This window comes from Nocardia sp. CC227C, assembly GCF_030767025.1.
Taxonomy (GTDB): Bacteria; Actinomycetota; Actinomycetes; order Mycobacteriales; family Mycobacteriaceae; genus Nocardia.
The window spans coordinates 124,310-138,970 of the sequence record NZ_JASITE010000015.1; the positions used below are offsets into that span (position 1 = coordinate 124,310).

Below are 14,661 nucleotides of genomic sequence, written 5' to 3' on the forward strand. Positions count from 1 at the left end.
CGGTCGAGCCTAACGCCGCTCGGTATCAGGGCGGCGCGTAGTCCTCGGTCCCGCTCGGCGTGCGCGTCATGACCGGCCGCATCATCCGGGAGGCGGGGAGGGGCGCACGCGGTCGCCCGCCTCTATTTCGTCCAGCTCCAGGGGCACGGCGCTAGCGCTTCAACCGGGCGGAATATGCCGCAGCCGGGAGAACGCCAGGGCGGAGAGCACCAGCGCCGCGCCCGCCGCGATGGCCGCGGTGACATGCATACCGGTCAGGAACGCGTGCCTGGCCGCATCGGCGACCGTGGTACCCAGACTGTCGGGCAGGGCATTGGCCAGATGGATGGCCGCGCCCAGGGTGTCGCGCGCGGTGGCGATATCGGGTTCACGCAGGCCGTAGGGCAGGGTGTCGGCCAGCTGGGTCCGGTAGATGGCGATGCTGACGCTGCCGAGTATCGAGATGCCCAGCGCTCCACCGAACTCCGCGCCCGTCTCGGCGAGCCCGGAGGCCGCGCCCGCCTGCTCCTGCGGTGCCGTGCCGACGATGAGTTCGGTGGTGATGCCGAATACCGGTGCCAGGCCGAAGGATACGAAAAGGGAGGCGACGATGGTCAGCACCACACCGCCGGTGGCACTGATCTGGGTCAGCAGGAGCAGACCCAGCGCCGCCATCGCCATGCCGCCGCCGATCATGTAGGCCGGGCGCACCACCCGCCCGATCCGCGGACCCAACTGCGACCCGATCATGAATCCGAGCCCGGCGGGAATGGTGGCCAATCCGGCCCGCAGCGGCGACATGCCCAGGACCAGTTGCAGATACTGCGCCACGAACAGGAAGTAGCCGAAGGCCACGAAGATGGCGAGCAGGTTGATGGTGAGCGCGGTGCGGAAGCTGCCCAGTCGGAACAAACGCAGATTCAACATGGGCTCGGAGGAGGAGAGTTGACGGCGCACGAAGATCAGGCCGACCCCCAACCCGGCCAGGAGCGGCATGACGGCCTCCGGGCCGGGACCATCCTGGGCGGCCTGTTTCATACCGAAGACGATCAGCAGCACCGCGCCAGTGCACAGCACGGCGCTGATCGGATCCAGTTTGCCCGCATCGGGATCGCGGAATTCCGGCAGTATGCGCGGCGCGAGCACGATCAGCAGCACCATGACGGGCACCGCCAGCAGGAACACCGCACCCCACCAGAAGTGTTCGAGCACGAGTCCGCCCGCGAGCGGGCCGATCGCGCCGCCCACCGAATAGGACCCCACCCAGACCCCGATGGCCACCGACCGCTGGGCGGGATCGCGAAACATGGTGAATATCAATGACAGTGTGGACGGTGCGAGGGTGGCCCCGGCGACGCCGAGCAGGGCGCGGCAGGCGATGAGCACCGGCGCGGTGGGGGCGAAGGCGGCGACGATCGACACCGCGGCGAAGGCCGCGGCGCCGACCATGAGTAGTCGGCGCCGCCCCACTCTGTCGCCGATGGTGCCCATGGTGAGCAGCAGTCCGGCCACGAAGAAGCCGTAGACGTCGATGATCCAGAGCAATTGCGTACTGGTGGGCCGCAATTCGGCGCTGATCTGGGGGACCGCCAGGTGCAGGACGGTGAGGTCCATGGAGTACACCAGACATGCGAGCGCCAGCACCGCCAGTCCGGCCCACTCACGCCTACCTCCCTTGCCTGTGCTGGTTTCCGCAGCGGTGAGCAAGGGCCCAGGCGTGTCCACGATGACGTTCCTCCATACGCGTGCCGGCGCAACTGTCGGTACTCACGATGTCGGTTTCAGCATCTCACTTATTAACGCCACAAATGCCTGGTGGGGAAAGGGAATTCAGATTTTCTGCGATGCATGAACAGGTGCACTTGCACGATCTTGATCGAGCAACTCTCGGGCAGGTGTGAAAACCCGCGCGGCAGAACAAGACCGGGCGACCGGTCTGCTGTCGTGGCGGCGCGTGGCGAGGTCCCCGGGACCGCCGCCGGGACCCGCGACGGCGGGATAGCGCGGCGTAAGCCGGGAATCAGACCCCGTCGTCGGGACGCGGCTGCCAGGCGGGAGCGTCCCCGCCGTACGGGCGGGCGGGCCAGGGGTAGTCCGGGTAGTCCGGCAGTGCCGGGACCGCCGTCGTCAGGGCGTCGTGGACGGCCGCGTACGCCACACTCGGGGGCTGCGCCGGGGCGTGGTCCGGGGTGCGGCCGGGTGCGGCGATCAGCCAGGACGCCGTGCGCGCCAGCGCGACCCGCACATCGCGGCCGATGCCGTCGCGGTCCCGGGCGGTGAGCGCGTCCACCACACCGGCGGCGAGCAGGTACCCGGTCGCGTGATCCAGCGCCTGTGCGGGCAGCGCGCCGAGCGGAGCGGCGCCGCGGGAGTCCGCCTGCGCGCGTTCGACGAGCGAGATACCCGAGGCGGCCTGCACGATGCTGTCGAAACCGCGCCGCGCACCCCACGGACCCGTCTCACCCCACGCGCTGACCCGCGCGTGCACGATGCCCGGCCGGGTCCGGGCCGCATCCACCCCGGCGGACTCGAGTGAGCCGGTCCGGTAGCCCGTGACGAGAACATCGGCGGTGGACAGCAATTCGTCGAATACGGCGCGGTCGGTACGCAGATCCAGCAGGGTGGACCGCTTGCCCTGGCAGAGGTCGAGATACTGCCAGCCGATCTCCGGCAGTCGCGGCGGATCCACGCGCAGCACATCCGCGCCCAGCAGTGCCAGCGACCGGGTGCTCACCGGTCCGGCGATCACCCGGGTCAGATCGAGGACCCGCACCCCGCGCAGCGGCAGCATCTGCGTGGCCGCGCTGACGGTGTCGAAGTCACCGCTGTCGGCGCGCATGTCGACGGCCACCAGCGGACCGTCCGCCGCGGCCTTGCCCTGCGGGCTGTCCGCCCATTCGCGTTCGGTGCGCACCCGCACCGCGATGGCGGCGAATTCGTCGGCCCGCGACTCGATCTCGGCGGCGGGCAGGGCGGCGATGCGCGCGGCCACGGTGGGCCGGTCGGCGTCGGCGGGCAGATCCAGCATGGTCAGCAGGCGCGCCCGGTGGTGCGGATAGTTGGCGTGCGTGCGCACCCACCCGCCGGCGGCCTCGAAGAAGCCGGACAGCTCCGCGAACTGGTCCACGCCCGCGCCGCCGATCCGGAGCAGTTTCTCACTCGAGAACGATGCGGTCACCCGGGCCGGTTCGAGCCGTTGCGGCAGGGCGGCGAACCCGGTGGCCTCGCGGCGTCTATCCGTCGCCGCCGCGAAGGCCGCCACCGCACCGCCCGCCAGGGACCAGACGGGCAGCGTGGCAGCCAGATTGGACCCCGGGTCGGGTGGTGCGGGCATACTCGACCCGGTGACGCCTATCCCGGCCTCGTAGTCGCGGACCAGCGCTGCACACGTATCCACCCGTTCGACAGTACTGCGCGAAGGAGAACCTCGTTGGTGGCGAATCTCACCGGTACCGCTTGGCTACGACAGCTCCGGCCCGATGCCGAGGCGACTACAGTGCTCGTCTGCTTTCCGCCCGGTGGGGGAGCGGTGACCGCCTACCGCGCCCTGTCCCAGGAATTCGGCAGTGGCACAGCCGTGTACGCGGTGCAGTATCCGGGCCGGCAGGACCGCCTGACCGAGCCCCTCGTCACCTCCCTGACCACCCTCGCGCAGCAGTCCGCCGCCGACTTGTTGCGCTGGCCCGCGCACCTCCGGGTGGCGCTTTTCGGCCACAGCATGGGCGCGACCGTCGCCTACGAGACCGCCCGAGCCCTGGAATCAGCGGGCCGCGAGCTGGTCCGGCTGTTCGTCTCCGGCCGCCCCGCACCCGCCCACGAGGAATCGGCCCGCCTGCACCTGGCCCCCGACGCCGACCTCATCGCCGACCTGGAACGCCTCGCCAACGACCCCGCCTCGGTCCAACTCCTCCGCGACGAGCCCTCCCTGGCCGACCTGGTCCTCCCCGCCGTCCGCGCCGACTACCAAGCCGTCGAAACCTACCGCCACCACCCGACCACCCCGTTGCGCACCCCGATCAGCGCCCTGGTCAGCACCGAGGACCCCACCACCACGGTGGCCCAAGCACGGGAGTGGGCGAGCTACACCACCGCCGAATTCGACGTGACAACCTTCCCCGGTCGCCACTTCTACCTCGACCTCCCCGAAAACCTCCGCCCTGTCGCCGAACTCATCACCCGCCACCTCACGTGACGCACGCTCCGCCGCTGCGGAATCGGATCGAACGGTTGCGGTGCCGGGCGGTGGCACCGCAACGGCTTGCGAATGGACACTTCGAGCACCCGACTCGTCAGGACCTGCGTTCGGCGGGGCGGAAGGTCTCGCTCAGTCTGTCGTAGGCGTGGCGCACATCGTCGGGGATGTCTTCCCGGATGATGTGGCCCTCACCGGGGTACTCGTCCAAACGTTTGATCTCACCCATGGTGATGGCGACGATCGACTTCGGGTGCGGGGCCGTCGAGGCATCGGGGCGGTTCCCGTATTTCATGTAGTTCTCGAGTGAGACATCGGCGGCGGGTATGGCGACCTGCTCGACACCCGGGCACTGTTTCATGAGTGTGCCCCACACACGCCGCGCGTGAAAGGGGGTGCACACTGCGATGACCGAACTGACGTCGCGGCCGTGCTGCTCGAGCATCCGGACCGAGTAGACCGCGTTCTGGCCGGTGTTCTGGGCGAGGGGTTCCTCGATGATCTGGTTCGGGTTGAGGTTCAGCTTCTCCGCCGCCAGCCGGAACTTGGCCGCCTCGCCCCGGTATCCGGAGAACACGACGGGCACATCGCCGAGGCCACGGTCACGGACCAAGTTCGCGATCACCGATGACCCGCCGATGTCACGGCTGCCGAAGAAGATGATGCCGCCGTAATCCCGTTCGGGATCGAAAGCCCACTTGGGATCGTGACGTAGGTAGTCCCATACGGTTCCCAGATCCGTCCGAGCCCGGTCGGTATCGATACCCCGAGCCCGCAATTCCCGCCACCACGCCGAGTGCTCGGCCTCGTCGCGTCCCCCGACGACCTGATCATCACGAATCAAGGCATGACCGGCCGAATCGACAGGTATGACGCCGCGTTCGTCGGCATGAACCAAACCCCGGCGGAGTCCCGGCTCCCATCCGCCAGCTCCTGCGAGCTTCTGCTGATGCCCGATGCGCCCGTGGTCAGCGCTCGCGCCGTCCGCTCGGCGACCTCGCGCGCGGCAGCGGCCGCCGCCCGGCCGCCTGGCCCGAACGGCTCGGTCATCCTCCTGTCAGCGCTCCCAGATCCCGCTGTCGAGGAACCTGTCCCACGCCTCCCCGTCTAAGTTCAGCACGGGGCCACCGGGATTCTTCGAGTCGCGCACCGCAACCCCGCCGTCCTCGAACTTGATCTCGACGCAAGCGCTGGCGTGCTCGGATCGGCTGGATTTGAACCACTGGCCAACAGGTGGGATGTTGCTCACGCCGCGTACTCCTCTGCCAGGTGCAGAAACATGTTCCTGGTGTCGTCTTCGTTCAACGCTACCGTCAGCAGGCTACTGACGGCTTCTCGATACTGCTCGACCACGTCGCTTCGTTCGTGGTAGAGAGCGCCGATGGCCCCTTCCAGGTAGACCACTGGCGGTTCGTCAAGTCCGCCTTCGATTTTCGGGAAGTCCAGCAGAGTGAACGACCCTATCGTCAAACCTCGGTGCGATGGGCCGAACGGCACGACACGGATGCTGACGTTCGGGCGCTCGGTCGCGAGCAACCGCAATTGATCCGCCATGACATGAGCGCCACCTATCGGGTGCCGCAACGTGGCTTCCGAGATCAACGCTTCGATCCGGAAGTCGTTGCTGTGCAACTTGGCTTGTCTGCGAACTGTCAGTTCCACCCGCCGTTCGACATCGACGTTGGATAGTCCCGGTCCGTCGATGCGCACGATCGCCCGTCGGTAGTCGGGAGTTTGCAGCAGTCCGGGTACGAGGACGAGCTGGTGCGTGATCACATGGTTCGCTGCCGACTCCAAGCGTAGATAGTGCGGGAAATGGGATGCGAACTGATCGGCATAGGCTTGCCAGAACCCCTTGGAATTGCCTTGCAGCTTTGCGGTTTTCGCCTGTTCCCGAACCTCTGCCCACAGGGCGAGTGCTTCAGCTCGAACCTCGGCTGGCACCTCATAGAAGTCCAGCAGCCGTTCGAGCTGTGGCGTTGCGATCTTCGTGGAGATCCCGTCCTCCATGCGCAACAGCGTCTGCTTCGAAGTCTCGATGTGCAGTCCTGCGGCCAGCGCACTCTTACCCGCGCCCAGCCGAATCTCGCGCAGGAACTTGCCGAACGCTCGCCTGGAGACCGCTGACATCTCGTAAGCCTCGCTACCTGGGTTGTTCCATTCTGAGCCGGTCCAATCTGGGCTTCCATCATATTTCGAGGCCGGGCCACTTTTTGGGCTTTCCGCCTCGAAATCTGCTGTCTACTTGGGGGAGTGCTGCCGCCCCGTAAGTCGGGGCGAAACCCATACCGAGGAAGGGGAGTGGGCCGAATGTCGTGGAACGTATGGACCGTGGGGTTGATGCTGGTGGGCATCGCCGTGTTCATCTGGGCGATGTGGGGCATTCGCGACGATTTACGGGAAGGTGGGGAGCGGCCCCCTTTCGTGCTGCCGTACGTCAGAGGGGAAGGGGCGGTGGAGGTTCCCCGCTTGGCGACTCGTGGAGTCCACCGTGCGGGGAAGGCCAGGCATTGTCTCCCGGCACCGATCGCGTTCGGCGACCGACGATTCGGGGTCAGGTGACGGCCGTGAGCGACCCCGATCGCGCACCCGGTCCCGCGTGGGGGCCGTACCATCTCGCCCGCCATGCTCTCCAGGCGCATCAGAGCTGCCAGTTCGCGGACTGCGACCACAAGACCCGTGCCTTCCACGCCGTGCTCGAGGCTTTCGGAACCGAAGTCGCCGAGTTCACGTCCCTGCTCGAGGACGCCCTGTCGACCGAGCCCGACCCGGTCGGCCGCCCCTTCGCGCCCGAGTCCGGTCCCGCTGAAGGAGGTCGAGGAGACATGGGTGCACCCCGGCGCACCCGGTGAGTGGGCGTCATCATGCTGTAGGCCATCTCCATGTCCACATGCGGATATGCGCCTTTACTTATTGAAAATGCCGTGTCATATCCCCGTGAACACAGGGGGGTGGTGCTGCCAGCTCCCAGCTCAGCCATGTCGCGTCGCATCGGTGATTCGCCATCCGGTTGGGGTGGCGGGGTAGGGGAGGCGCCCACCGATTCCGCGGTTGACGGGGAGCGGAGGGTAGGGAGCCCCGGTTCTCGCAGGTTCGGGTGTTCGGCCCACGGGGGCCTGACCCTGTCTAAGATACTAGTACGGCAATATGCGCATCTAACTATGTAAACCTTATCCGCTGCAAGCAGCACACAAACCACCAACCTGACCCCAAAAACAAGCCAGGAGGAGCTGAACGACTACCAGTTCGAGGGTTCGTAATCCTTGAGGAACACGCCGAAGAGATCGGTGCCCGCCTCGCCCTGCACGATCGGGTCGTAGACGCGTGCCGCGCCGTCGACCAGGTCGAGGGGGGCGTGGAACCCTTCCTCCGCGAGGCGGATCTTGGTGTAGTGCGGCCGCTCGTCGGTGATCCACCCGGTGTCCACGGCGGTCATGAGAATGCGGTCGGCCTCGAACATCTCGCGGGCGCTGGTGCGGGTGAGCATATTGAGCGCGGCCTTGGCCATATTGGTGTGCGGATGGCCCGGTCCCTTGTACCCGCGCTGGAAGACACCCTCCATGGCGGAGACGTTCACGACGTACTTGCGGCGCGCGGGGGAGGCGGCCAGGGCGGGACGCAGGCGGGAGATGAGGATGAATGGGGCCACCGAGTTGCACAGCTGCACCTCGAGCAGTTCGGTGGCGTCGACCTCCGCCACCGTCTGCACCCAGCTGTTGGTGTGCGCGAGATCGGGCACCAGCCCGCCGGCGTCGATGGCGACGCCGCGCGAAATGCGTTCGGGGGTGGCCGAACCGGCGACCAGCGCGAGTTCGGTGATGTCGGCGGCGGTGAGGTCCGGTGTCAGTGACGCCGTGAGCGCGGTGGGGTGCGCCTGCATGGTCTTGCCGAAGGTGATCTTCTCCGGCAGTTGTCCGGCGGGCAGCGGCCCGTTCTCGGCGTCGACGAGCGCGCTGTAGGCACCGGCGGACCGCCGCACGGTCTGCGCGGCGTTGTTGATGATGATGTCGAGCGGCCCCTGCGCCGCCACATCGTCGGCGAGGGCGACGACCTGTGCGGGGTCGCGCAGGTCGATGCCTACGATGCGCAGCCGGTGCAGCCAGTCGGCGCTGTCGGGCTGGGCGCTGAACCGCCGGATGGCGTCGTTGGGGAACCGGGTGGTGATGGTGGTGTGCGCACCGTCGCGCAGCAGCCGCAGCGCGATGTACATGCCGATCTTGGCGCGGCCGCCGGTGAGCAGCGCCCGCTTGCCGGTGAGGTCGGTGCGCGCGTCGCGTTTGGCGTGGCTCTTGACGGCGCAGTCGGGGCAGAGCTGGTGGTAGAAGGCGTCGACGCGGGTGTAGCGCTGCTTGCAGATGTAGCAGGGCCGTGGTTTGAGCAGGGTTCCGGCGGAGGCTCCGGGTGTGTTGGAGCTGATGGGGATTCCGGCGGTCTCGTCGTCGATGCGGCTGGGTGAGGCGGTGGCGGTGGCGGCCATGACCTCGCGGTCGGCACTGGCCACGGCTTCGCGGGCTTCGATACGCCGCCGCTGCTTGAGCTTCTTGAACATGTGCCCGACGGCCCGCTGCACGACGATGGAGTCGGGATGGTCCTTCTCGAGCTGCCCGGCCCGTTCGAGTACCCGCAGGCAGATCGCGAGTTCTTCGGGGTCGATGGCCATGTTGTCGGCGTTGTCCGGGGTGGTGTGCGCGGCCATCGGGAGGCTGGGTGTTCCTTCGTGCGGGGGTCGGTTGACGCTCCATTGTCGCAGAGCAGTACCGCGGCCCGGCCACGGTGGTGGCGGGGCGGTGATACCGCGTGACCGCCGCCACGGTGTGGTCGGCCGTGTCCGGGTGCGCGCGGTGTCGCTTTCTTACAAGAGGGTCGTGGGCGTCGCGTGTCAGGATTCGATCATGCGAGCTACCGGAACTTTCGAGGTCAAGTCCTTCACGCCCACCGATGCGGTTCCCGATCCGGCGATTCGGACGGCACTGGGGGTGGGTGTCGCGCGGATGGAGAAGGTGTTCGACGGTGAGATCAGCGGCCGGGCCGCGACGCTGTTCACGTCGGCGTTCGATCAGGAGTCCGGGGTCGGCACCTATGTCGCCATGGAGTCTTTCGACGGCAGTGTGAACGGGCGGGCCGGGACCTTCAATTTCCTTCATTCGGCGTCGACGACCGGTGCCGATCGCACCGGGGAGCACTTCGTCATCGTGCCGGGCAGCGGTACGGGTGAGCTGGCGGGTATCACCGGCGGTGGCGGGCTGGCCGTGGATGCGGATGGAACGCACCGGCTGTGGTTCGACTACGAGATCGGCTGACAGCGATGAGTCCGGCGGGTGGATGTCGTCGGTAGTGGGAGACCTCTGGAGTAAGGAGTGACCCATGGTTATCGTGGCGGGCCATATCACCGTCGAGGCGCGGGAGCGGGACGCGTATCTGGCGGCGTGTGTGGTGGTCGTCGAGCGGGCGCGGGCGGCGGCGGGCTGTCTGGATTTCGCGATCTGCGCCGATCTGACCGACCCCGGCCGGGTGAATGTGTTCGAGCGGTGGGACTCGCAGGAGGCGGTGGAGGCTTTCCGGCGTAGCGGTGCCGAGTTCGAGCCGGGGGCGGCGATGCTGTCGGCGTCGGTGGCGGAGTTCGACGTCGCCGATGTGCGTGTGCTGTCGGGGTAGCGGTTCAGTCGGTGGCGGGGACGACGGTGAGGGCGTCGGCGGTGTGGTCGTGGCCGAGTTCGCGGGCGCGTTCGGCGAGTAGCCGCAGCAGGCCGTTGGGTATTTCGTCGCGGACCTGAACGAGGGCTTCCCACACCACGTTCGGGGTGTCGGGGGTGAGGGCGGCGAGGAAGTCCTCGAGGTCGTCCATGCCGTCGATGATGTCGAGGACGCGGGCGCGGCCGTCCTGGTCTTGGGCGAGGGCGATGTCGACGAGGGTGTGGATGTTGTCGCTGCGGGCGGCGGCGAGCAGCCCGGCGAGCATCTGGTCGCGGGTGAGGTCGCCGATGCAGGAGGCGAGGGTGGGGGTGGCGTGGTCGGGGAGTGCGTCGACCAGCGGCAGCGCCTGTGCCCAGAGTTCGTGTTCGGCGGTGCTGGTGATGACGGCGCGCAGCAGGTCGGGTTCGTGCATGACGGGGAGGGCGGCCATGCGGCGGCGGTGTTCGTCGGTCATGGCGAGTGCGAGGGGGATCATGGCGTCCCAGAGTCCGGCGGCGTCGGCGTCGCGGATGAGTTCGGTGCGGCGGTCGTCGGTTTCGGCGGCGACGCGGGCGGCGATGAAGGTGAGTTGCGGTGCGGGCAGGTGGGGCGCGAGGGGGAGCAGGTTGCGCCAGTGTCCGTGGTCGAGTGCGGTGTCCATGATGGCGGTGAGCACGGCCTGGTCGTGGACGGTCTCGCGTTCGGCGAACAGGCGCAGGCTGTCGTGGCTCATGGCGCTGGTGATGGGCAGCAGGGTCGACCAGGCGTCGAGTCGGTGGACGGCGGTGATGAGGGCGTCGAGGACGTCGCCGCCGAGTCCGGCGGCGATATCGCCGATCCAGGCGCGGTGCTGGGGTGCGATGGAGTCGAGCAGGTCGATGCCTTCGGCCCACATGTCCTGTTCGGCGGCGGCGCGGATGACGCCGGGGACGCGGTCGGCGACGACGTGCAGCACATTGTCGATGGCGGTTTTGTCTTCGAGTAGGAAGGCGATGCGCAGCAGGTCGGTGTCGCTCATGATGGGCGCGGCTGCGCGCAGGGCGGGTTCGGGGACGACGTGGACGAAGCGGCCCATGGTGATGTGGTCGCCGCGGGCGAGGAGTTCGCGGGCGACGGTGGCGACCATGGCGGGTGGTACGGCGGCGATGATGTCGCCGGTGCGGCGGGGGTCGAGTTGTACGGCGCATTCGGCGAGGAAGTGCGGCGGCAGGGTTTTGGCGATGTCGATGGCGCGGCGCGGGTCGACGGTGGAGGCGGTGGCGGCGCAGAGGACGGGTCCGAAGGCGCGTTCGGCGATTTTGCCGCTGATGCCGACGGGGACGAGGGTGCTGGCGGCGGCGACGCGGTGCAGGCGTTTGGCGTCGCGGTCGAAGAGCAGGTCGGTGACGCGTTCGCGGAATTCGCGGAGGGCCTCGGGTGGCAGGTCGACGAGGAAGTCGAGTTCGGTGGGGTCGGTGATGCCGAGGACGCGGGCGAGTTTGGTGGTTTCCGCGACGGCGACGAGGTGTTGGCTCACAGTCCGAGTGCTTTCTTGACGGCGGGGCGCATGAGGCGCGGCACGTAGTCGAGGGAGGTGTCGATGGCGGCGTCGAGGTTGTCGGCGCGGCGGCGCAGGGCGTCGTGGAGGAGCCGGTCGAGTTCGGCGAGTTCGGTGTCGGTGAGCCGGTCGAAGGCGGCGGGCAGGGGTGCCCGCAGGGTGGTGCCGAGTTGGTGTGCTGTGTCTCGGCGTGCTGCGTCTGACATGAGGTTCTTCCCGGTGGTCGGCGCGGAAGCGGCCCGGCGGTGTGGCCGGATGCGACCCCTCGCGCCCCGGAGCGTACTGCCGGTACGCATTTCGATACTGGCAGTACGGGCGAGGTTAAATCAATCCCACATCGGTGACTGCGGCTGTGGCGTCGATCACTGGAATGCCCGGCGAGAAACCGGCGAAACGGGGGCGTCGGGCTGAATCTGGGCGCGTACCGCCGGTACATGTAGAGTTCTCACCGTGGCGCGCACCAGTTTCGGATCGGCCCCGCGCACGATCACCCGGGACGAGATCGTGGACGCGGCGATCCGGGTGATCGACCGTGACGGCCCCCGCCCCAGCATGGACGACATCGCCCGCGAGGCGCGGATCACCAAGCCTCGGCTGTACCGGCAGTTCGCCGACAAGGCCGATCTGTACGCCGAGATCGCCGACCGCACCACCCGGCTGGCCTTCGCCGCGGCGGGCACCGATATGACGCTGATGCTGCAACCGCCGCGGGCGGCGCTGCGCCGGGTGTTCACCGAGTACGCGAACGGAATCCTGGAGCACCCCAACGTATTCCGCTATCTAGGGCAGGCGCCCATGCTGCGACAGGCGGACGGGGCGGTGCTCCAGGTGGATCTGGGTCGCAATGCGGCCCGGAAACTCACCAAGATGGCGACCAATGTCGCGGAGGCGATTCCGTTGGACACCGCCGGTATCGACTATCTGTCGCGGGCGCTGATCGGCGTCGTCGTCTCGGTCAGCGATCTGTGGCTGTCGGACTCCGATACTCCGACGCCCGAGTGCACCGCCGAATTCATCGAGCGCACCACGGAGCTGGTGTGGGATCTGATCGACGGTTTCCTGCGCCGCCAGGGTGTTCGGGCCGATCCGGACGTGCCGATCTTCACCACGCTGGCGGAGGTGAACCAGGCGCGCGGTGGCGCGTCGTGAGGCCGCCGCGCGGAGGCGTCCCGGGGTTGTTGACACTGCGCCAATAACCCTGCACTCTTGTCTCGAAGCGCCGGACAGGCGGCGCGCGAGAGCAGAGGAACGCGACGATGGCACGGCCCGCATGGAGCGACGACGAAGTCGAGGCGGTACGAGGACTGGCGACCACCTTCTTCGAGAAGGAAGTGATCCCGCACGAGGAGAAATTCGTCGAGCAGGGGCATCCGGATCGTGAGTTGTACCGGCGTGCCGGGGAGTTGGGGCTGCTGTGTGCGGCCATCCCCGCCGAGTACGGCGGCGGTGGCGGCACCTTCGCGCACGAGGCCGCCATTATCGAGGCGCAGTGCCGTGCGGGCGACGGCGCCATGGGCATGCCGGTGCACTCCTCGATCATCGCGCCCTATGTGCACGAATTCGGCACCGAGGAGCTCAAGCGGCGGGTGCTGCCCAAGGCGGCGAGCGGTGAGATGGTGCTGTCCATCGGCATGACCGAACCGGGCACCGGATCGGATCTGCAGAACATCAAGACCCGCGCGGTGAAAGAGGGTGACGAGTACGTCATCACCGGGTCGAAGATCTTCATCTCCAACGGCTGGCTGTGCGACGGCATCATCATCGCCGCCAAGACCGACCCCACGCAGGGCGCGGCGGGCGTCTCGCTCATCTTCGCCGAGGTGAACGACGAGACCCCCGGATTCAAACGCGGCCGCATCCTGTCCAAGATCGGCGGCAAGGGCCAGGACACCGCGGAGCTGTTCTTCGACGGTCTGCGGGTGCCCGCCTCGAACCTGCTGGGCTCGGCCGAGGGTCAGGGCTTCTACCAGATGATGCAGATGCTGGCGCAGGAGCGGCTGGTCACCGCCATCATGGCGGTCGCCATGATGGAGCAGGCGGTCGCGCTCACCGTCGATTACACCAAGGGCCGCGAAGCGTTCGGCAAACCGCTGTTCGCCATGCAGAACACCAAGTTCGAACTCGCCGAATGCGCGACCATCGCCAAGGTGAGCCGAGTGTTCCTGGACGACTGCCTGGTCAAACACCTGGCGGGGGAACTCGATATTCCCACCGCTGCCATGTCGAAGTACTGGCTGACCGACCAACTGGGTATCGTGGTAGACCGCTGTCTGCAATTGTTCGGCGGCTACGGATACATGACCGAATACCCGATCTCCCAGCTCTACACCGGCGCCCGAGTGCTGCGGATTCTGGCGGGCGCCAATGAGGTGATGAAGGATCTCATTGCCCGCTCACTCTGATACCGAGTCGCGGCCGACGCCCGGCAGCGACATTGACACCGAGTCGCGGCCCACGCCCGGCAGCGACATTGACACCGAGTCGCGGCCCACGCCCGGCAGTGGCACTGACACCGAGTCGCGGCCCACGCTGGACACCGCGGTGGACGCGACGGCGCTCGACGCCACCACGGCCGAGGGCGCGGACGCGCCCTCGCGCCGCCGTCGCCTCGAACCCGACGAACGCCGCGCCCAGATCCTCGCGTGCGCCATCGACATGTTCGGGGAGCGGCCGTACGCGGCCGTCTCCACCGCCGAACTGGCGCAGCGCGCCGGAGTGGCGCGTGGCCTCATCAACCACTACTTCGGGAACAAACGCGACCTGTACCTGGCGGTGGTGCGCCGCATGGTCACGTTGCCACGCCCCGAAGCCATGACCGTGCCCACCGGCACCATGCGCGAACGCGTGGACGCCAGTGTGGCGTGGCTGCTCGACACCATCGGCGAGCACGGCCACACCTGGGTGAAGGTCACCGGCCACGAGGGCATCGGCGACGACCCGGAAGTGCAGCGCATCCTCGACGAGGCCGACACCGCCGCCGCCGACCGGGTGGTGCGGATGATGGGTCTCGAGGAGTCGCTGCACAGCGACGAATTGCGCGCTCTGGTGCGCTGTTACGGCGGCCTGGTGAAGGCGGCCGGTCGGGAATGGATCGTGCGCGGCAGTCTGACCCGGCAGCAGGTGCACAGCCTGCTCGCCGACATGCTGCGCACCCTCATCACCGAGACGTTCCCGAACGTGCACGGCGACAACTGAATCCGGGACAACTGAATCCGGGACAACCGGGTCCGGGCAAGCGCATCCGGACCGACTCGATCCGAACAACAGGATCCGGGTTCGC

Annotated in this window: 15 protein-coding genes; 7 read left to right on the forward strand and 8 right to left on the reverse strand. The window is 67.9% G+C overall.

Features of this window, described 5'->3' with window-relative positions; translation table 11 throughout:
* Positions 1-159: 159 nt before the first annotated feature.
* Together QMO76_RS27390 and QMO76_RS27395 are read right to left on the reverse strand one after the other, a co-directional pair.
* A complete protein-coding gene (locus tag QMO76_RS27390; protein ID WP_372342103.1) occupies positions 160-1,686 on the reverse strand; it encodes an MFS transporter in 1,527 nt (508 codons plus the stop codon).
* A 313-nt stretch (positions 1,687-1,999) separates the two neighbouring features.
* Positions 2,000-3,376 (reverse strand): CoA transferase, encoded by a 1,377-nt coding sequence (locus tag QMO76_RS27395; RefSeq protein WP_372342097.1) that lies wholly within the window; start codon positions 3,374-3,376, stop codon positions 2,000-2,002.
* A 36-nt stretch (positions 3,377-3,412) separates the two neighbouring features.
* On the opposite strand from QMO76_RS27395, the gene QMO76_RS27400 reads away from it, so the two are divergent.
* Positions 3,413-4,171, forward strand: a complete 759-nt coding sequence (locus QMO76_RS27400; RefSeq protein ID WP_306364215.1) for a thioesterase II family protein — start codon at positions 3,413-3,415, stop codon at positions 4,169-4,171.
* A gap of 97 nt (positions 4,172-4,268) precedes the next feature.
* Here QMO76_RS27400 and QMO76_RS27405 read toward each other — a convergent pair whose 3' ends face one another.
* From QMO76_RS27405 to QMO76_RS27415, 3 genes are all read right to left on the reverse strand, one after another.
* Positions 4,269-5,015, reverse strand: coding sequence for a YdcF family protein (locus tag QMO76_RS27405; protein ID WP_306364216.1), 747 nt, complete (start codon positions 5,013-5,015; stop codon positions 4,269-4,271).
* Positions 5,016-5,228: 213 nt separating this feature from the next.
* Entirely contained in the window at positions 5,229-5,420 is a 192-nt protein-coding gene (locus tag QMO76_RS27410) for a DUF397 domain-containing protein (protein WP_306364217.1), read from the reverse strand.
* A complete protein-coding gene (locus QMO76_RS27415; RefSeq protein ID WP_306364218.1) occupies positions 5,417-6,301 on the reverse strand; it encodes a helix-turn-helix transcriptional regulator in 885 nt (294 codons plus the stop codon). The genes QMO76_RS27410 and QMO76_RS27415 overlap by 4 nt, the downstream gene beginning before the upstream one ends.
* 437 nt (positions 6,302-6,738) lie before the next feature.
* On the opposite strand from QMO76_RS27415, the gene QMO76_RS27420 reads away from it, so the two are divergent.
* Entirely contained in the window at positions 6,739-7,023 is a 285-nt protein-coding gene (locus tag QMO76_RS27420) for a hypothetical protein (protein WP_306364219.1), read from the forward strand.
* Positions 7,024-7,409: 386 nt separating this feature from the next.
* On the opposite strand, the gene QMO76_RS27425 is transcribed toward QMO76_RS27420, so the two are convergent.
* The gene (locus QMO76_RS27425) at positions 7,410-8,867 is read right to left on the reverse strand and encodes an SDR family NAD(P)-dependent oxidoreductase (protein WP_306364220.1); all 1,458 of its coding nucleotides are present in this window, start codon (positions 8,865-8,867) and stop codon (positions 7,410-7,412) included.
* A 196-nt stretch (positions 8,868-9,063) separates the two neighbouring features.
* Here QMO76_RS27425 and QMO76_RS27430 point away from each other — a divergent pair, with 196 nt between their 5' ends.
* Positions 9,064-9,471, forward strand: coding sequence for a DUF3224 domain-containing protein (locus QMO76_RS27430; protein ID WP_306364221.1), 408 nt, complete (start codon positions 9,064-9,066; stop codon positions 9,469-9,471).
* 64 nt (positions 9,472-9,535) lie between these two features.
* Positions 9,536-9,826, forward strand: coding sequence for a putative quinol monooxygenase (locus QMO76_RS27435; protein ID WP_306364222.1), 291 nt, complete (start codon positions 9,536-9,538; stop codon positions 9,824-9,826).
* 4 nt (positions 9,827-9,830) lie between these two features.
* Here the strand turns inward: QMO76_RS27435 and QMO76_RS27440 are convergent, their stop codons facing one another.
* Both QMO76_RS27440 and QMO76_RS27445 read right to left on the reverse strand, forming a co-directional pair.
* Positions 9,831-11,360 (reverse strand): hypothetical protein, encoded by a 1,530-nt coding sequence (locus tag QMO76_RS27440; RefSeq protein ID WP_306364223.1) that lies wholly within the window; start codon positions 11,358-11,360, stop codon positions 9,831-9,833.
* Positions 11,357-11,587 carry a hypothetical protein gene (locus QMO76_RS27445; RefSeq protein ID WP_306364224.1) on the reverse strand — a complete coding sequence of 77 codons (231 nt, stop codon included), beginning with the start codon at positions 11,585-11,587 and terminating at the stop codon, positions 11,357-11,359. Before QMO76_RS27445 ends, QMO76_RS27440 begins: the two co-directional genes overlap by 4 nt.
* A gap of 244 nt (positions 11,588-11,831) precedes the next feature.
* Between QMO76_RS27445 and QMO76_RS27450 the strand changes: the two genes are divergently transcribed.
* From QMO76_RS27450 to QMO76_RS27460, 3 genes are all read left to right on the forward strand, one after another.
* Positions 11,832-12,530, forward strand: a complete 699-nt coding sequence (locus QMO76_RS27450) for a TetR/AcrR family transcriptional regulator (protein WP_306364225.1) — start codon at positions 11,832-11,834, stop codon at positions 12,528-12,530.
* 107 nt (positions 12,531-12,637) lie between these two features.
* Positions 12,638-13,783 (forward strand): acyl-CoA dehydrogenase family protein, encoded by a 1,146-nt coding sequence (locus tag QMO76_RS27455; protein ID WP_306364226.1) that lies wholly within the window; start codon positions 12,638-12,640, stop codon positions 13,781-13,783.
* Positions 13,784-13,922: 139 nt separating this feature from the next.
* Positions 13,923-14,576 carry a TetR/AcrR family transcriptional regulator gene (locus QMO76_RS27460; RefSeq protein ID WP_306364227.1) on the forward strand — a complete coding sequence of 218 codons (654 nt, stop codon included), beginning with the start codon at positions 13,923-13,925 and terminating at the stop codon, positions 14,574-14,576.
* Positions 14,577-14,661 lie beyond the last annotated feature (85 nt).